Source organism: Enterobacter sp. 168J2 (assembly GCF_034107265.1).
GTDB lineage: Bacteria > Pseudomonadota > Gammaproteobacteria > Enterobacterales > Enterobacteriaceae > Enterobacter > Enterobacter nematophilus.
This window is the reverse complement of record NZ_JAWNEB010000001.1, coordinates 854,322-872,792: the sequence shown is the minus strand read 5'-3', so window position 1 is coordinate 872,792 and position 18,471 is coordinate 854,322. Positions and strand designations below refer to the sequence as shown.

Annotated in this window: 16 protein-coding genes; 10 read left to right on the top strand and 6 right to left on the bottom strand. The window is 56.3% G+C overall.

Annotated elements, in window-relative coordinates:
* Positions 1-10: 10 nt before the first annotated feature.
* Positions 11-1,540 (bottom strand): Re/Si-specific NAD(P)(+) transhydrogenase subunit alpha, encoded by a 1,530-nt coding sequence (gene pntA, locus USG84_RS04310; RefSeq protein ID WP_253541757.1) that lies wholly within the window; start codon positions 1,538-1,540, stop codon positions 11-13.
* A 535-nt stretch (positions 1,541-2,075) separates the two neighbouring features.
* On the opposite strand from pntA, the gene ydgH reads away from it, so the two are divergent.
* From ydgH to folM, 3 genes are all read left to right on the top strand, one after another.
* Positions 2,076-3,020, top strand: coding sequence for a DUF1471 family protein YdgH (gene ydgH / locus USG84_RS04305; RefSeq protein ID WP_028012941.1), 945 nt, complete (start codon positions 2,076-2,078; stop codon positions 3,018-3,020).
* A gap of 185 nt (positions 3,021-3,205) precedes the next feature.
* Entirely contained in the window at positions 3,206-4,588 is a 1,383-nt protein-coding gene (locus tag USG84_RS04300; protein WP_151413863.1) for an amino acid permease, read from the top strand.
* Between the two features lie 39 nt (positions 4,589-4,627).
* The gene (gene folM, locus USG84_RS04295; protein WP_151413864.1) at positions 4,628-5,350 is read left to right on the top strand and encodes a dihydromonapterin reductase; all 723 of its coding nucleotides are present in this window, start codon (positions 4,628-4,630) and stop codon (positions 5,348-5,350) included.
* On the opposite strand, the gene USG84_RS04290 is transcribed toward folM, so the two are convergent.
* Positions 5,347-5,682, bottom strand: coding sequence for a GlpM family protein (locus USG84_RS04290; protein ID WP_151413865.1), 336 nt, complete (start codon positions 5,680-5,682; stop codon positions 5,347-5,349). The two genes, folM and USG84_RS04290, sit on opposite strands and share 4 nt — an antisense overlap.
* A gap of 128 nt (positions 5,683-5,810) precedes the next feature.
* Between USG84_RS04290 and rstA the strand changes: the two genes are divergently transcribed.
* The 4 genes from rstA to tus all read left to right on the top strand — a co-directional run bounded on the left by rstA (position 5,811) and on the right by tus (position 9,393).
* Positions 5,811-6,527 carry a two-component system response regulator RstA gene (gene rstA / locus USG84_RS04285; RefSeq protein WP_151413866.1) on the top strand — a complete coding sequence of 239 codons (717 nt, stop codon included), beginning with the start codon at positions 5,811-5,813 and terminating at the stop codon, positions 6,525-6,527.
* A 228-nt stretch (positions 6,528-6,755) separates the two neighbouring features.
* Positions 6,756-7,016: a hypothetical protein gene (locus USG84_RS04280; protein WP_151413867.1), complete on the top strand. Its 261-nt coding sequence runs from the start codon at positions 6,756-6,758 to the stop codon at positions 7,014-7,016.
* 75 nt (positions 7,017-7,091) lie between these two features.
* A complete protein-coding gene (rstB, locus tag USG84_RS04275; RefSeq protein ID WP_151413868.1) occupies positions 7,092-8,390 on the top strand; it encodes a two-component system sensor histidine kinase RstB in 1,299 nt (432 codons plus the stop codon).
* Positions 8,391-8,463: 73 nt separating this feature from the next.
* A complete protein-coding gene (gene tus, locus USG84_RS04270; protein ID WP_253541754.1) occupies positions 8,464-9,393 on the top strand; it encodes a DNA replication terminus site-binding protein in 930 nt (309 codons plus the stop codon).
* Here the strand turns inward: tus and fumC are convergent, their stop codons facing one another.
* The gene (fumC, locus tag USG84_RS04265) at positions 9,394-10,788 is read right to left on the bottom strand and encodes a class II fumarate hydratase (RefSeq protein WP_151413869.1); all 1,395 of its coding nucleotides are present in this window, start codon (positions 10,786-10,788) and stop codon (positions 9,394-9,396) included.
* 137 nt (positions 10,789-10,925) lie between these two features.
* Positions 10,926-12,572, bottom strand: a complete 1,647-nt coding sequence (fumA, locus tag USG84_RS04260; RefSeq protein ID WP_023311463.1) for a class I fumarate hydratase FumA — start codon at positions 12,570-12,572, stop codon at positions 10,926-10,928.
* Positions 12,573-12,771: 199 nt separating this feature from the next.
* Between fumA and manA the strand changes: the two genes are divergently transcribed.
* Both manA and USG84_RS04250 read left to right on the top strand, forming a co-directional pair.
* The gene (gene manA, locus USG84_RS04255; protein ID WP_151413870.1) at positions 12,772-13,947 is read left to right on the top strand and encodes a mannose-6-phosphate isomerase; all 1,176 of its coding nucleotides are present in this window, start codon (positions 12,772-12,774) and stop codon (positions 13,945-13,947) included.
* A gap of 99 nt (positions 13,948-14,046) precedes the next feature.
* Positions 14,047-15,579: a YdgA family protein gene (locus USG84_RS04250; RefSeq protein WP_151413871.1), complete on the top strand. Its 1,533-nt coding sequence runs from the start codon at positions 14,047-14,049 to the stop codon at positions 15,577-15,579.
* Positions 15,580-15,617: 38 nt separating this feature from the next.
* Here the strand turns inward: USG84_RS04250 and USG84_RS04245 are convergent, their stop codons facing one another.
* The gene (locus tag USG84_RS04245; protein WP_253541742.1) at positions 15,618-16,472 is read right to left on the bottom strand and encodes an alpha/beta fold hydrolase; all 855 of its coding nucleotides are present in this window, start codon (positions 16,470-16,472) and stop codon (positions 15,618-15,620) included.
* Positions 16,473-16,487: 15 nt separating this feature from the next.
* Positions 16,488-17,468 (bottom strand): MBL fold metallo-hydrolase, encoded by a 981-nt coding sequence (locus USG84_RS04240; RefSeq protein ID WP_151413872.1) that lies wholly within the window; start codon positions 17,466-17,468, stop codon positions 16,488-16,490.
* A 106-nt stretch (positions 17,469-17,574) separates the two neighbouring features.
* Here USG84_RS04240 and USG84_RS04235 point away from each other — a divergent pair, with 106 nt between their 5' ends.
* The gene (locus tag USG84_RS04235; protein WP_151413873.1) at positions 17,575-18,471 is read left to right on the top strand and encodes a LysR family transcriptional regulator; all 897 of its coding nucleotides are present in this window, start codon (positions 17,575-17,577) and stop codon (positions 18,469-18,471) included.

The window sequence follows — 18,471 nt, the reverse complement described above, 5'->3', positions numbered from 1 at the left end:
ATGCTACCCCTTAGCCTTTACGAAACATTTTCAGCATGCGCTGAGTCACGGTGAAACCACCGAAAATATTGATACTGGCGATCAGCACCGCGATAAAGCTCAGGAAGCTGATCCAGCCGCCGTGCCCAATCTGCAGCAACGCCCCCACCACGATGATCCCGGAGATAGCGTTAGTCACCGACATCAGCGGCGTGTGCAGCGCATGGGAAACGTTCCACACCACGTAGTAACCCACAACGCAGGAGAGTGCGAAGACGGTAAAGTGGCCGAGGAACTCCTTCGGCGCGACGTCAGCCAGCCAGCCGAACAGAATAATGACCAGCGCCATGATGGCGTATTTGCGCCACGGAGAAGACGGTTTAGCCGGTTCTTTTGGCTCTGGTGCCGCTTTCGGCGCAGCCTGAGGCTGGGCTGAAACCTGAATAGGCGGCGCAGGCCAGGTAATTTCACCTTCGCGCACCACGGTAACCCCGCGCACCACCACATCGTCAAAATCGACGGTGATGTTGCCGTCTTTCTCTTTGCAGAGCAGCTTCAGCAGGTTAACCAGGTTGGTGCCGTACAGCTGAGAGGACTGGGTTGGCAGGCGGCCAGGCAGATCGGTATAACCGATCACCTTCACGCCGTTAGCGGTCGTGGTCACCTGATTGGCAACGGTATACTCGCAGTTACCGCCGTTTTGCGCTGCCAGGTCGACAATCACGCTGCCCGGCTTCATGGAGTCGACCATTTCGCGGGTGATCAGCTTCGGCGCCGGTTTACCCGGAATAAGCGCGGTGGTAACAATAATGTCGACGTCTTTCGCCTGCGCGGCGAAGAGTTCCATTTCGGCTTTGATAAAGGCTTCGGACATCACCTTCGCGTAACCATCACCGCTGCCCGCTTCTTCCTTAAAGTCCAGCTCAAGGAATTCGGCCCCCATGCTCTGAACCTGTTCCTTCACTTCGGGACGGGTGTCGAACGCGCGCACGATAGCGCCCAGGCTGTTTGCCGCACCGATTGCGGCAAGACCCGCCACGCCCGCGCCAATCACCATTACTTTCGCCGGTGGGACTTTCCCCGCCGCGGTGATCTGGCCGGTAAAGAAGCGTCCAAATTCGTGGGCGGCTTCAACAATGGCGCGGTAGCCGGCAATGTTTGCCATGGAGCTCAGCGCATCCAGCGACTGCGCGCGCGAAATACGCGGCACGGAGTCCATCGCCATCACGGTCACGCCACGGGCCGCCAGCCTCTCCATTAGTTCAGGATTTTGTGCAGGCCAGACGAAGCTCACCAGCGTGGTGCCTGGATTCAGCAGCGCAATCTCACTCTCTTCCGGCGCGTTGACCTTCAGAATCACGGGCGACTGCCAGACTTCAGCACCGTCCACCACTTCCGCGCCAGCCTGAATAAAGGCTTCGTCATCGAAACTCGCCAGCTTGCCTGCGCCGCTTTCAACCGCGACGGTAAAACCCAGCTTAAGCAGTTGCTCCACCGTTTTCGGTGTTGCCGCTACGCGGGTTTCATTGGCTAACCGTTCTTTTGGTACCCCAATACGCATAGTTTTCCCTTCCATCGGTTTTTGATGATGGTTTGTCGATAAATGCCTGCGGTTTGTATCAATTTTCGCCAGCTTGATAGCGACGAGAAATGAGTAACCCCGCAAAATAAAACAGTAACAAACTGTCTATAACCTACTGAAAATAGCGCTTGTGATCTACCGCCAGAAAACACTATTTCTTACTTTATCTGCGAAAAATAAGCGATCGGCGTCACTGACAGTGATATTTACCTTAAATTCATCGCCAGAACCGATAAATAGCGCAAGCGAAGCGGTAAAAACATGATATAGCGCCATAAGAGAACAAGTTATTAACATTAAATTAACTTGTAAAAGTCATATGCTTTATCAGTTTTGCTTGTCAAACGCCTGTTTTTTCAACATATCACTAAATGTTATCGAATTCGGTAATTCAGTGAGCACAGGCAGTGAAAAATGGCGCAGACAGCGACGGGTTTTAAATGCCATAATCGGGACCGTCTCAAATTAACAACAACACCAGTACATGGTTTGCGCAAGGCGAAGGATTATTTTTATGAAGCTTAAGAACACACTCCTGGCGTCCGCACTTCTCTGTGCGACCGCCCTGTCTGCGAATGCCGCAACAGAGTTAACGCCGGAGCAAGCGGCAGCGTTAAAACCTTTTGACCATACGGTCATTGTGGGTCGTTATAATTCTATTGGCGATGCCGTCGCCGCCGCATCAAAAGCCGCGGATAAAAACGGGGCGGCCTCCTTTTACGTTGTTGACCAGTCCGATTATGGCAACAGCGGTAACCAGCGCGTGACCATTGCGCTGTATAAAGATAATGCACCAAAGGCTGACGCGCCGAAAAACCGCGTGATCAACGGTATCGTTGAGCTGCCGAAAGATCAGGCCATTGAGCTGGAACCTTACGACACCGTTACCGTTCAGGGCTTCTATCGCAGCCAGCCTGAAGTGAACGATGCCATCACCAAAGCCGCGAAAGAGAAAGGTGCCTACTCTTTCTATATCGTGCGTCAGGTGGATGCTAACCAGGGCGGCAACCAGCGCATTACCGCATTCATCTACAAAGAAGATGCGAAAAAACGCGTTCTGCAGAGCCCGGATGCCATCCCTGCGGATTCTGAAGCGGGTCGCGCGGCGATAGCCAAAGGCGGCGAAGAAGCGAAGAAAGTTGAAATTCCAGGCGTAGCGACCTCCGCGGCGCCAAGCGCTGAAGTGGGCCGTTTCTTTGAAACGCAGTCCACGAAAGGTGGCCGTTACTCCGTGACGCTGCCGGACGGCACCAAAATTGAAGAGCTGAACAAAGCCACTGCCGCGCAGATGGTGCCGTTCGACAGCATCAAGTTTACCGGCAACTACGGCAACATGACGGAAGTCTCTTACCAGGTCGCGAAGCGTGCGGCGAAGAAAGGGGCGAAGTATTACCACATCACCCGCCAGTGGCAGGAACGTGGTAACAACGTGACCATCAGCGCCGATCTGTACAAGTAAAAAAATCGTTGGCGAAAGGCGGCGCAATGCCGCCTTTTTTTGTTACTTTTTTCGAATTTCTGCCACACATCATTGCATGCTCTCGTTACACTCCGTAAAATCCCGCGCCTTAGTGTGATCCACCATTTTTATGCGCCTTAGCGAAATAATTATTCTGGATTGGGACTTTTCATAACAGGAAGCCAATGGAAAAGAAACTTGGCCTGAGTGCTCTGACTGCACTCGTTTTAAGCTCAATGCTGGGTGCGGGCGTATTCAGTTTACCGCAGAACATGGCGGCCGTCGCAAGCCCGGCCGCCCTGCTCATTGGCTGGGGCATTACCGGTGTCGGGATATTGCTGCTGGCGTTCGCCATGCTGCTGCTGACCCGCGTTCGCCCTGATCTGGACGGCGGCATTTTCACCTATGCACGTGAAGGTTTCGGCGAGCTGATTGGCTTCTGCTCCGCCTGGGGCTACTGGCTGTGTGCGGTCATCGCCAACGTCTCTTATCTGGTGATTGTCTTCTCGGCGCTCAGTTTCTTTACCGATACCCCTGAGCTGCGCCTGTTTGGCGACGGCAATACCTGGCAGTCCATCGTCGGCGCTTCGGTACTACTGTGGATTGTTCACTGGCTGATTTTGCGCGGTGTCCAGACCGCCGCCAGCATCAACCTGGTGGCGACCCTGGCGAAACTGGTGCCGCTTGGCCTGTTTATCGTGCTGGCCTTTATCGCGTTCCGTCTCGACGTGTTTTCGCTTGATTTCAGCGGCATTGCGCTGGGCGTTCCGGTCTGGGAGCAGGTGAAAAACACGATGCTGATTACCCTGTGGGTATTTATCGGCGTTGAGGGTGCCGTCGTGGTTTCTGCCCGCGCGCGTAATAAGCGCGATGTGGGCCGCGCCACGCTGCTGGCCGTCCTTGCGGCGCTGGGCGTGTATCTGCTGGTGACGCTGCTGTCGCTGGGCGTGGTGGCGCGTCCTGAACTGGCCGAAATGCGTAACCCGTCCATGGCAGGCCTGATGGTGAAAATGCTCGGACCCTGGGGCGACGTGGTGATTGCCGCAGGGCTGATTGTCTCCGTCTGCGGCGCTTACCTGAGCTGGACCATCATGGCGGCTGAAGTGCCGTTCCTGGCCGCGACGCACAAGGCGTTTCCACGCCTGTTTGCCCGTCAAAACCAAAATAATGCGCCATCTGCCTCACTCTGGCTGACCAACATCAGCGTTCAGGTCTGTCTGGTGCTGATCTGGCTCACAGGTTCAGACTATAACACCCTGCTGACCATCGCCTCGGAGATGATTCTGGTACCCTATTTCTTAGTGGGTGCGTATTTATTAAAAATCGCCACGCGTCCGGTGCACTATGTTGTGGGCGTAGGGGCCTGTATTTACGGTCTGTGGTTGTTGTATGCTTCCGGGCCGATGCATCTGCTGCTGTCGGTAGTGCTGTATGCGCCGGGCCTGCTGGTGTTTATCTACGCCCGCCGCACGCATCAGTTGGAGAACGCGCTGAAACGCCGTGAAATGGCCTTAATCGGGCTGTTACTGGTTGCTGCCGTACCGGCAACCTGGATGTTAATGGGATAGCACTGTCTTTCCCATTGTTGAACTGTAAAGGAGAATACGATGGGAAATGCACCGCTTCGCCCAATACTGATCACCGGTGGAGGCCGCCGTATCGGCCTCGCCCTCGCCCATCACTTTCTCAACATTCGCCATCCGGTCATTGTCAGCTACCGTACGGAATACCCGTCGATTGAGGGGCTGCGCAAAGCCGGAGCGGTCTGCATTCAGGCTGATTTTTCCACCGACGAAGGCATTCTGGCCTTTGCCGAACAGGTTAAATCCACCGCGACGGGGTTGCGCGCCGTGATCCATAACGCCAGCGCCTGGTGTGCCGAGAAGCCCGGCACGTCCCTCAGCGATACGCTCTCCGCCATGCTGCAGATCCACGTTAACGCCCCTTATCTGCTCAACCACGCGCTGCAGGATCTGCTGCGCGGCCACGGGCATGCGGCGGGCGATATTATTCACTTTACCGATTATGTGGTGGAGCGCGGCAGCGACAAGCACATCGCCTACGCGGCCAGCAAAGCCGCGCTGGACAACATGACGCGCTCCTTTGCCCGCAAGCTCGCGCCCGAGGTGAAGGTGAACGCCATCGCCCCGGCGATGATTTTGTTTAACGAAAACGATGATGCGGAGTACCGCCAGCAGGCGTTGAATAAGTCGCTGATGAAAATTGCCCCCGGCGAGAAAGAGGTAATCGACCTTGTGGATTACCTCCTCACCAGCTGCTATGTCACCGGCAGAACCTTTGCCGTGGACGGCGGCCGCCCGCTGCGCTAGTGAAAGCGGCTCCAGAAGAATATTAACACCCAGGCGCTGAGTCCCCAGCAGACCACTGCCCCGCCCAGCGCCAGGGGAAGCCGCATAAAACCGGTGAAATACCACAGGGAAAGCAGGTAGAGAAAATAGGGAACGATCGACCACATGCCAAACACAATGGTCGTACGTAACGCTTCCATACCCCGTTCAGAGGCCACAATATAGTGGGCAATCAGCGCGAAGGTCGGGAATAGCGGGATCAGCCCGGCAATATAGTAGTTTTTGGTTTTTGCCAGAATGCCAATCAGTAACACCACCAGCGCCCCCAGCGCGGCTTTGATCACCAGCCCCATATTTTTCCCTATAACAATCAAGTAACACCAGCAGCCAGAATAACGGAAGCGGCGTTAATTTTGAAAGATTAATGGAAGGTTAAGGTTCCGCGGTGTATTTTGGCTTTTTTCACGAAAACAGACGCTGTATGAATAAGATTGTATATGTTGAAGACGAACCCGAAGTCGGGCAATTGATCGCCGCCTATCTGGATAAACATGATATGGACGTCATTGTTGAGCCTCGCGGCGATCGTGCCGAAGAGGTGGTCGTCCGTGAAAACCCGGATTTGGTGCTGCTGGACATCATGCTGCCAGGCAAAGACGGCATGACGCTCTGCCGGGACCTGCGCGCCCGCTGGGACGGCCCTATCGTTCTGCTTACTTCACTGGACAGCGATATGAACCATATTCTGTCGCTGGAGATGGGCGCCAATGATTACATTCTGAAAACCACACCGCCTGCCGTCCTGCTTGCCCGCCTGCGCCTGCATTTACGCCAGCATGCCAGCAGTGAACGCGAAGCGCCCGCGCCGTCTCTGACGCCGCACAAAGCGATGCGCTTCGGTACGCTGTCTATTGACCCGGTTAACCGCCAGGTCCTGCTTTCCGGTGAGCTTATCGCCCTCTCTACCGCAGACTTTGACCTGCTGTGGGAGCTGGCCACGCATGCCGGGCAAATCATGGACCGCGACGCGCTGCTGAAAAACCTTCGTGGCGTGAGCTATGACGGAATGGATCGCAGCGTTGACGTGGCGATTTCGCGTCTGCGCAAAAAATTGCAGGATAACGCCACCGAGCCCTACCGCATTAAGACCGTGCGTAACAAGGGTTATCTGTTTGCCCCCCACGCCTGGGAAACCTGATAAAAAGATAACGTGCGCGAAATGAAGGCATTATGCGTAGAAGTCCTTTCTTTCGCGCGTTAATTTACACGTTTACGCAACAATTAACTTGCTAAGCGCGCGAACTAATCCATAATAAATATTCAGACGTTCTCTCCTTTAAGCCGCACCGGGCCGGCTATAAGCCCACACCTTTTCAGCACATTCTCTCCCATAAAATCTTGAAATGAGGATTTAAGCTCATGAAATATGTATAGCTACCATGACGTAGAAGCCATCAAAACCAATCTTGAATGGATTGTTAACCAGGCAGCGTTTAGCCATTCCTCACCCTCACGCGCCGATCAAAAAGCGCTCATTGACCTCCTTGAACTTATCCAGTCTTACGAATTACTCCTGGATTTAATTAACGAATTTGGGACCGCCGTGATCGATCCACAGATTGCGGAAGGTCTGGCCATAACGGAAACACTCATCGCCAGGGTAAAAAACAGCGCGAAGGCCATGTAACGCGCTTCACAGACATGAAAATATTGACGGGTTTTCATGTATATTCTGCACAAAGCGTTTCTTCGGTGAGATCCAATGAAAAAGCTGTTTGTGCAGTTTTATCTTTTGCTGTTTGTCTGCTTCCTGGTCATGACCATGCTGGTCGGGCTGGTCTATAAATTCACCGCCGAACGTGCGGGCAGGCAGTCGCTGGACGATCTGATGAAAAGCTCGCTGTATCTGATGCGCAGCGAGCTGAGAGAGATCCCGCCCCACAACTGGGCAAAAACCCTCAAAGAGCTCGATCTGAACCTGTCGTTTGATTTACGCATCGAGCCGTTAAAAGATTTCGATTTGGACCCGCCCGCCATGCAGCGCCTGCGCGACGGGGACATTGTCGCGCTGGATGAGAAATACACCTTTATCCAGCGCATCCCGCGCAGCCATTACGTGCTGGCCGTCGGGCCGGTGCCCTATCTCTATTATCTGCACCAGATGCGTCTGCTGGACATGGCGCTGATGGCCTTTATCGCCATTTCGCTCGCGTTTCCGGTCTTTATCTGGATGCGGCCCCACTGGCAGGACATGCTGAAGCTGGAATCCGCCGCGCAGCGTTTTGGCGAGGGGCATTTTACCGAACGCATTCACTTCGACAGCGGTTCCAGCTTTGAGCGTCTGGGCGTGGCCTTTAACCAGATGGCCGATAACATCAATGCCCTGATCGCCAGTAAAAAGCAGCTGATCGACGGGATTGCGCACGAGCTGCGCACGCCGCTGGTTCGCCTGCGCTACCGTCTGGAGATGAGCGAGAATCTGACCGAGGCAGAGAATCAGGCGCTTAACCGCGACATTGGTCAGCTTGAAGCGCTGATTGAGGAGCTGCTGACCTACGCGCGTCTCGACCGTCCGCAAAACGAGCTGAACCTCACCACGCCGGATCTGCCCGCCTGGCTGCAAACCCATATTGATGACGTTCAGAGCGTAAACCCGCAGCGCACGCTGTTGACGTGCGTCACGCCGGGTGACTACGGCGCGCTCGATATGCGCCTGATGGAGCGCGTGCTGGACAACCTGATGAACAACGCCATGCGCTACAGCGAGAGTACGCTCCAGATTAGCCTGGATTTGCAGGGCAACCGTGCCAGCCTGACGGTGGAGGACGACGGACCGGGAATTGCCCCGGAAGCGCGAGAAACCGTGTTTGAACCGTTTGTCCGCCTCGACCCCAGCCGCGATCGCGCCACCGGCGGATGCGGCCTGGGGCTGGCGATTGTCTACTCTATCGCGCAGGCGATGGGCGGCACGGTGCACTGCGAGGAGAGCGAGCTCGGCGGCGCGCGCTTCTGCTTTAGCTGGCCGGTGTACCATAACATCGCCCTTCCCGTCCCTGCCTGACCTCAACCGCACGCTGGCCTGACCCGGCGTGCTGTGCTATATGATAAGTATGTTGTAACTAATGAGAGTGTTTATGGCGACCTACGATCTCATCGAACGGCTTAACGGCACGTTTCGGGAAATAGAACACGAGCTCCTGACCCTGACCGAGCGTTTGCAGGCCTGCCGCCTGCTGGCCGCGCGCGTCTTTACCCTGCCGGATGTGGCTAAGGGAGCCGAGCACGATCCGCTGGACACCATCGAGGTCGAACAGCACATCGGCAGCGCGGCCCTTGAGCTGACGCTAAAACACTATCGCCGCCTGTTTATCCAGCAGCAGTCAGAAAACCGCAGCAGTAAGGCGGCCGTACGCCTGCCGGGCGTCATCTGCCTGCAAACCGATGCGACAGCGCGCGAAGCGCTGGAAAGCCAGATTGCGCATATCAACACCCTGAAAGCGGCCTTTGAAAAGATCGTTACCGAAGAGTCCGGCCTCGCGCCTGCCGCGCGGTTTGAGTGGGTGCACCGACAGCTTCCGGGGCTGATTACCCTGAATGCCTATCGAACGCTGACGGTACTGCGCCACCCCGCCACGCTGCGCTTCGGCTGGGCGAATAAGCACATCATTAAAAACTTCACCCGGGATGAGATTCTGGCCCAGCTGGAAAAAAGCCTGAAGACGCCGCGCACCGTCGCGCCGTGGTCGCGGGAGCAGTGGATTGAGCGCCTGGAGCAGGAGTACCACAGCATCGCCTCGCTACCGGCGGATGCGCGCCTCAAGATAAAGCGCCCGGTGAAGGTGCAGCCTATCGCTCGCGTCTGGTATTCCGGTCAGCAAAAGCAGGTGCAGTATGCCTGCCCGACGCCACTGATTGCGCTTTACGATGCCGATCGGGGCGCGGTGGTACCCGATATTGGGGAACTGCTGAATTACGATGCTGAGAATGTTCAGCACCGTTACAGGCCTCAGGCGCAGCCGCTACAGCTGATTATTCCCCGGCTGCACCTGTACGTGGCGGGATGATTATTTCAGGCTGCCGACCATCGCTTCCGGGCGGACCCAGGCGTCGAACTCCGCCTCCGTGAGATAGCCCAGCGCCAGGGCGGAGGCTTTCAGCGTCAGCCCCTCTTTATGCGCTTTTTTAGCGATCTCCGCGGCTTTGTCGTAGCCGATATGGGTATTGAGCGCGGTTACCAGCATCAGGGATTCATTGAGCAGCTGGCTGATGCGTTCGCGATTGGGTTCAATCCCCACCGCGCAATGCTCGTTAAAGCTCTCCATCCCGTCCGCCAGCAGACGAACGGATTGCAGCACGTTGTGGATCACCATCGGGCGATAGACGTTCAGCTCGAAGTTGCCGGACGCACCGCCCATGTTGACGGCCACGTCGTTGCCCATCACCTGGCAGCAGAGCATGGTCATGGCTTCGCACTGGGTCGGGTTGACTTTACCCGGCATGATGGAGCTGCCCGGCTCGTTTTCCGGGATGCTGATTTCACCGATGCCGCAGCGCGGGCCGGAAGCCAGCCAGCGCACGTCGTTGGCAATTTTCATCAGCGAGGCCGCCAGCCCTTTCAGCGCGCCGTGGGTGTGGACCAGCGCATCGCAGGTCGCCAGCGCTTCGAACTTGTTGGGCGCCGTAACGAACGGCTGTCCGGTAATGGCAGCAAGCTCCTCCGCCACGCGCACCGCGTACTCAGGATGGGTGTTTAACCCGGTCCCGACCGCCGTCCCGCCGAGCGCCAGCTCCGCCAGGTGCGGCAGGCTGTACTCAATATGCTTCAGGTTATGTTCCAGCATCGCCACCCAGCCGGAAATCTCCTGACCGAGCGTCAGCGGCGTGGCGTCCTGCAGGTGCGTACGGCCAATCTTGACGATGTCGCGGAAGGCCTGCGCTTTGTCGTTAAGCGTGGATTTGAGCACGTTGAGCTGCGGAATAAGCTGCTCGCGAATGGCGATTACCGCCGCCACGTGCATCGCCGTCGGGAAGACGTCGTTAGAGCTCTGGCTTTTGTTGACGTCATCGTTCGGGTGGACCTTACGCTCCATGCCGCGCACGCCGCCCAGCAGCTCGCTCGCCCGGTTCGCCAGCACTTCGTTCATATTCATGTTGCTCTGGGTACCGGAACCGGTCTGCCAGATGGCGAGGGGGAATTCGCCGGGATGCTTACCCGCCAGCACTTCGTCTGCGGCGTTGATGATGGCGGTGGCTTTATCGGCGTCCAGCAGGCCCAAATCCTGGTTCACCTTCGCGGCGGCGCGTTTGGTCAGCGCCAGCGCCTGGATCAGCGAGACGGGCATTTTTTCGGTCGAAATACGGAAGTGCTCCAGCGAACGCTGGGTTTGCGCGCCCCATAGCTTGTCGGCCGGGACGTCGATGGCGCCCATCGAGTCTTTCTCATGGCGTACCGTGGTCATTACTTTCTCCTTGATAACAAAAGAGGGATTGCTCACATGCTTAAGGGATAAGTATTGATGACTTCTGAGAAACGGTATGGCGCTTTGTGCGCTCTTTTAGATGTCGGGTGGCGGCTGCGCCACCCGTTTTTTTCAATTTACTTCACGCACGCCGAACACTGGGACGACTGGATCTGCTTGAAGAAGTCGTTGCCTTTGTCATCCACCAGGATAAACGCCGGGAAGTCTTCCACTTCGATTTTCCAGATCGCTTCCATACCCAGCTCCGGGTACTCCACGCACTCCAGGCTCTTGATGCTGCCCTGCGCCAGTACAGCCGCCGGGCCGCCGATGCTGCCCAGGTAGAAGCCGCCGTGCTTATGGCACGCGTCCGTCACCTGCTGGCTGCGGTTGCCTTTCGCCAGCATGATCATGCTGCCGCCGTTGGCCTGCAGCTGATCAACGTACGAGTCCATACGTCCTGCCGTGGTTGGGCCTAACGAGCCGGAGGCATAGCCTTCAGGCGTTTTCGCCGGGCCCGCGTAGTAAATCGGGTGATCTTTGATGTACTGCGGCAACCCTTCCCCGTTGTCCAGACGCTCCTTCAGCTTAGCGTGCGCGATGTCGCGGCCCACGATGATCGTGCCGTTCAGGGAGAGACGGGTTGAGACCGGGTACTGCGAAAGCTGCGCCAGAATCTCTTTCATCGGACGGTTCAGGTCAACGCGAACCGCTTCACCCTCACCCGCTTTACGCAGCTCTTCCGGGATGTATTTGCCCGGGTTGTTTTCCAGTTTTTCGATCCACACGCCTTCGCGGTTGATCTTGGCCTTGATGTTGCGATCCGCAGAGCAGGAGACGCCCATCCCGACCGGACAGGAGGCACCGTGACGCGGCAGACGGATCACGCGCACGTCGTGGGCGAAGTATTTGCCGCCAAACTGCGCCCCGAGGCCCAGATTACGCGCCTCTTCCAGCAGCTCCTGCTCAAGCTGCACGTCGCGGAACGCCTGACCGTGCTCGTTACCTTCGGTTGGCAGGCCGTCGTAGTATTTGGTTGAAGCCAGCTTGACGGTTTTCAGCGTGCTTTCAGCCGAGGTACCGCCAATCACGAAGGCGATATGGTACGGCGGGCACGCCGCGGTGCCGAGGGTGCGCATCTTCTCAACCAGGTAATTTTTCAGCTTGCCCGGAGTGAGCAGCGCTTTGGTCTCCTGGTAGAGATAGGTTTTGTTGGCTGAACCGCCGCCTTTGGCGATACAGAGGAATTTGTACTCGTCACCGTCAACGCTGTAGAGATCGATCTGCGCGGGCAGGTTGGTACCGGTGTTGACCTCTTTGTACATATCCAGCGCCGCGTTTTGCGAGTAGCGCAGGTTGTCTTCGGTGTAGGTGTTGTAGACGCCGTGCGCCAGCGCCGCTTCGTCACCGCCGCCGGTCCAGACGCGCTGGCCTTTTTTACCAACGATGATCGCCGTGCCCGTGTCCTGACAGGTTGGCAGAATGCCTTTCGCCGCGATGTCTGAGTTACGCAGGAACTGCAGGGCAACGTATTTATCGTTCTCGCTGGCCTGCGGGTCGCTCAGGATATCGGCAACCTGCTGCTGGTGCGCGGGGCGGAGCATAAAGGAAGCGTCGTGAAAAGCGTGCTGCGCCAGCAGCGTCAGCGCCTGCGGATCCACCTTGAGGATCTCTTGTCCTTCAAACTCAGAGACGGAGACGTGATCGCGGGTTAACAGGTAATACTCGGTCCGATCCTTACTGAGGGGGAAAGGATCCTGATAATGGAAGGGTTTATTCGACATTGTTCTCTCACTTACTGCTTCGGTCTGTTTATTCAGGGCAGATGTTCCGCTGCCCGGCTTAAAAGCGAGTCAGCTTATCCTACACAATTTTTTAACAAAAACTGAGACTAGTACGACTTTTTACATCCACAGGTTACTTCCACGTGGTTTATTGCTTTAATACCCGGAGTTAATTCCACATTTGAATCAGGGCTTGATAATGCAAAAACTCATTAACTCAGTGCAAAACTACGCCTGGGGAAGTAAAACTGCGTTAACGGATCTCTACGGTATCGCGAACCCGAACAACCTGCCGATGGCGGAACTGTGGATGGGGGCGCACCCTAAGAGCAGCTCAAAAATTGAAGACGCCAGCGGCCAGGTACGCAGCCTGCGTGACGTGATTGATGCCGATAAAGCCGCGCTGCTGGGCGACAAGGTGGCTCAGCGCTTTGGCGAACTGCCGTTCCTGTTTAAGGTACTGTGTGCCGACCAGCCGCTCTCCATCCAGGTTCACCCGAACAAAAAAGCGTCTGAAATCGGCTTTGCCAAAGAGAACGCGGCGGGCATCCCGCTGGACGCTGCCGAGCGTAACTACAAGGATCCAAACCACAAGCCGGAGCTGGTTTTTGCGCTGACTCCCTTCCTGGCGATGAACGCGTTCCGCGAGTTTTCAGAGATTATCTCTTTGCTGCAGCCGGTCGCGGGTGCCAACAAGGCTATCGCCCACTTCCTCGAAAACCCTAACGCGGACGCGCTGAGCCAGCTGTTCGCCAGCCTGCTGAATATGCAGGGTGAAGAGAAATCTCACGCGCTGGCGGTGCTGAAAGCGGCCCTGGGCAGCCAGCAGGGTGAACCGTGGGAGACCATCCGCCTGATTTCCGAGTTTTACCCTGACGACAGCGGCCTGTTCTCCCCTCTGCTGCTGAACGTGGTGAAGCTGAACCCGGGCGAAGCGATGTTCCTGTTCGCGGAAACCCCGCACGCCTACCTGCAGGGCGTGGCGCTGGAGGTGATGGCCAACTCCGACAACGTGCTGCGCGCAGGCCTGACGCCGAAATATATCGACATTCCTGAGCTGGTTGCCAACGTGAAGTTCGTGGCGAAACCTGCCGCAGAGCTGCTGACTCAGCCGGTGAAAAACGGCGCAGAGCTGGACTTCCCGATTCCGGTTGAAGATTTTGCGTTTTCACTTCATGACCTGAGCCAGACGGAAACGGCTATCGCGCAGGAAAGCGCGGCGATCCTGTTCTGCGTCGAGGGCGAAGCAACGCTGCACAAAGGCGAGCAGCATCTGGTTCTTCAGCCCGGTGAGTCAGCATTCGTTGCAGCCAATGAGTCTCCGGTCAGCGTGAGCGGCACCGGTCGTCTGGCGCGCGTTTTTAATAAGCTTTAAGCACTTACTGAATTTTTTAACAACTCTTGCTAAGCTAGTTGAAGGCTTAATATCTCCGGGCGGTTTTCACCGCCTGGTTTCATTTTAGGGATAGTCGCAATGAAAAAATCGGTCGTAGCGGTTGGAGTGATTGTAGCGTTAGGCGTGGTCTGGACGGGTGCCTCCTGGTTTACCGGGAAACAGCTGGAAGGCCGTCTGGCTGAGATGGTGGCGCAGGCTAACGGAGAGATTAAGCGCAGCGCGCCGGAGGCGGGTCTGGAGCTGAGCTACCAGAACTATCAGCGCGGCGTGTTCACCAGCCGTATGCAGCTGGTGGTGAAGCCGGTGGCCGGTGCGGCAAACGGCTGGCTGAAGCCGGGACAGAGCGTGGTGCTGGATGAAGTGGTAAGCCACGGTCCGCTGCCGCTGGCGCAGTTAAAGTCGTTTAACCTGATCCCGTCCATGGCGTCCGTTCATACCGTGCTGGTGAATAACGACGTCACCAAACCGCTGTTTGACCTGGCAAAGAACGAATCACCTTTCGACATTAACACACGCATTAGCTACTCCGGTGATACCAGTTCTGATATCGCGCTGAAAGCGCTGAACTACGAGAAAGAGAACGAAAAAGTCGCCTTCAGCGGCGGTCATTTCAAACTTGATGCGGATCGGGACGGCAACGTCTTCTCCATGACGGGTGAAGCGGAAAGCGGCCTGGTCAACGCCGTGAACGAATACAACCAAAAAGTACAGCTCACCTTCAACAACCTGAAAGCCGACGGCAACAGCCGTATGACCGACTTTAAAGAGCGTATCGGCGACCAGAAGCTCTCCGTGGATAAGATTGCTATCGCAATTGAAGGGAAAGAGATGGCCGTGCTGGAAGGCATGGACGTTAACGGTCAATCCGACGTATCCAAAGACGGTAAGAGCATCAACACCCAGCTGGATTACACGCTGAAGAGCCTGAAGGTGCAGAATCAGGATCTGGGCACCGGCAAGCTGTCGCTGAAGATCGGCAATATCGACGGCCAGGCGTGGCACGAATTTAGCCAGAAATACAGCAAAGAGAGCCAGGCGCTGCTGACCGACGCCGCGCTGCAGCAGAACCCGGAAGTGTACCAGCAGCAGGCGATGGCGGTGCTGTTCAATAACCTGCCAATCCTGCTGAAAGGCGAGCCGGTGGTCACCGTTGCGCCGCTAAGCTGGAAAAACAGCAAAGGCGAAACCAGCTTTAACCTGTCGCTGTTCCTGAAAGATCCTGCCGCCGCCACGGGTGAACCGCAGACGCTGGCGCAGGAAGTGGATCGCAGCGTGAAGTCGCTCGACAGCAAGCTGACCATCCCGATGGATATGGCGACCGAGTTTATGACCCAGATTGCGAAGCTGGAAGGCTATGGCGATGAAGATGCCGGCAAGCTGGCGAACCAGCAGGTGAAAGGTCTGGCGGCGATGGGTCAGATGTTCCGCATCACCAAAGTGGAAGACAACACCATTTCCACCAGCCTGCAATATGCCAACGGCCAGGTAACGCTGAACGGCGACAAAATGCCGCTGGAAGAGTTTGTTGGCATGTTTGGTATGCCAACGCTGGGGATGCCGGAACCGGCTGAACCCGCAGCGCCAGCCGTACCGGCGGCACCGCAGCAGTAAACAGAAAAACCCCTCTTACGAGGGGTTTTTTAATGTCGTTATCCCTTCCATCCCTGCAGGAAATCCAGCAGCAAGGCGTTAACTTTCTCAGGCTGTTCCTCCTGAGGAAGATGTCCACACTCGTCGATACCGTACGCCCGCAGGTTATCCGCCATTTCAGCCCAGACGCTTTGCATATCGAAGAGCTTGCCAACCGCGTGAAAATCATTGCCCCACAGCGACATTACCGGACAGGTGATTTTCACGTCAGCGTCGGCAAGATCCTGCGCCACATCTTCCGCGTTGGCGCGGTAGTCAGCCATCGCGCCTCGCACGGCTCCGGGCGCCTGATACGCGCGAACATAGGTGTCAAACGCTTCGCCGCTGATGGTTGACGGATCGTAGGTCCAGTCCGAGAAAAAGTGGCGCAGCCAGATATTTTCGCGTCCCGCAATCAGCGCTTCCGGCAGATCGGGCACAAGATGGAACAGGAAGAACCAGTATGCGCGGGCGATGGACGCATTCAAATCGCGCGCCACGATACGCGTTGGCACGTTATCCATCACCACCAGACGATCCACCAGTTCTGGGTAATCTTTTGCAAACCGCGTCGCGACGCGCGCGCCGCGATCGTGCCCCACCAGCACCACCTTCTGTAAGCCCAGCGCACGCATCAGCTCCCGGATGTCCCGCGCCATGTTCCGTTTATCATAGCCAGAAACTGGTTTATCCGTTTCGCCATATCCTCGTAAATCCGGGGCGATTACGCGGTAGTGCCGGGACAATACCGGCATCTGGTAGCGCCAGGCATAGTTTGTTTCAGGAAAACCGTGCAGGAGAATAACAGGAGCGCCTTCACCCTCTTCAACCACAAACTGGCGGATGCCGTTTGCCGTTACGGTGTAACTTTTCATATTCGTAACCTCACTTTATTTCAGCAGAGGCACGTTGGCCGCACGTTGATAAGGCCCGTAATTTACAGGGTTCCAGCTATAGCCCAGCTGCCAGGCGGTAATATGCCCAATACCCGGGAAAGGCAGATGCGCTGCGGCCATCCACTCACCCTCTTTCGCCAGCGCGTTAAATTCCTGCGCCCGGGACGAGATGGCTTTTTTCGAATCGACGTCAAAGCGAATAGACACTTCAGGATGCGGGAACTGGACGGCTGGCGCATGAATCAGATCCCCAATGAAGTTAATAGCCGTCCCCTGAGACGCAAAGCGATAAACGGTACTGCCAGGCGTATGACCAACGGCATAGGCTGTCTGGACTTCCGGGATGGGCGAGGCTGGCGGAACGAAGGTTTTAAGATGTCCGGAGGCTTTATACTCAGACAACGCTTTTCGGGCAATAGCGAAATACTCCTTCGCATTAGCCGGCGCGCTCGCTTCTTTTGCAGGATCGAGCCAGTAGTCGGCCTCCCCCTGCGGTACGTAGACGGTGGCATTAGGGAACAACGCTTTACCGTCCGCATCGCTCAGGCCACAAACATGATCAAGATGAAGATGCGTCAGGAAAATGGTATCAACCTGCTCAGGACGGTAGCCTGATGCTTTCATATTGTTGACCAGCTGGCCGGCCGTTTGCGGCACGCAGTGCCCCGCTCCGCTGTCAATCATGACCAGATGTTTACCGGTATTAACCAGGAAAGCGTTAAACGCGGTCGGCATGCGTTCGGCATCAATTTTATGCTGAGCCAGCAGTTTACGAACCTTGTCGTCTGAAAGGCCGTGCAGTAATGACGGCGAAAGGTCGTTATAGCCGTCGAACAGCGCCGTGACCTCATATTCCCCTACCGCCAGACGATAATAGCCGGGGACCTGCTGTTTCACCTGCGCAGGTGCGTCAGCCCAGGCGGCACTTACCAGCAGCAGGCTGCTGAATGCCAGAACCGTTTTCAACTTTTTCATCTTCTCTCCAGATTCATTTTCTCACAACGTGAAGAGACTATGGCAGCACAACGATAAATACTGTAGATATGTACTTTGATAAGGCAGCGTAACGAAAAACGATATAATGAAGCTGGAAGATATTGAAGTGTTTGTCGAAGCCATCAAGGCCGGTAGCCTGGCGGGCGCCGCGCGTCGGCTCTCGATGAGCCCCATGGCCGCGTCACGCTCTCTTAACAATCTTGAGGCCGAACTGGGGGTCAGGCTGGTGCATCGCACCACGCGATCCCTCTCACCCACCAGCGATGGGGACGTTTTTTTGCCTCATGCGCAGGCGCTGCTGGAAGATAAAAATAACGCGCTGGCCGATCTGTTTCCCGACGGTACGCAGCTGTCCGGACGTCTTCGCATTACCGCCTCAGCCGCGTTTGGACGCAAGATCGTTGCGCCGATGTTGCCGCTGTTTATGCAGCAACATCCTGCCCTGCAGGTTGACCTGCTGGCAACCGATGAGCAAATTGATATTGTCGGGAAAGGCATAGACGTGGCGTTACGCATTGCACCGCTGCGCGATAACCGGTTGGTTGCACACCGCATCTGTGATAACCCTCGCGAGCTTTGCGCCAGCGCGGAGTATCTGGCCGCGTACGGTTCGCCGACATTACTTAACGATCTGGCTGGACATAGCTGCCTGACCACCACTGAGACGACGCACTGGTCGTTTGAAAAGGGTGAACAGCGCTACAAACAAAAGGTGTCAGGCCGATTCTCGGCTAACTCTATTGAGGCCATTTTCGAGGCTTGCCTGGGAGGACTCGGCATCGCGAATTTATCTCGCTGGTACGTAGAGCCTGCCATCGCAGAGGGTAAACTCGTGCGGATCGTCCTTGAAGATGCTCAGCCGGAATCGCTGGCCATTTGGGCTGTCTACCCAACGTCACGCCTGATCCCGGCAAAAGTGCGAAAATTTGTAGAAGCACTGGAGACACAGCTGACGCTCAACCCGCTTACGCAGCAGAGCTGA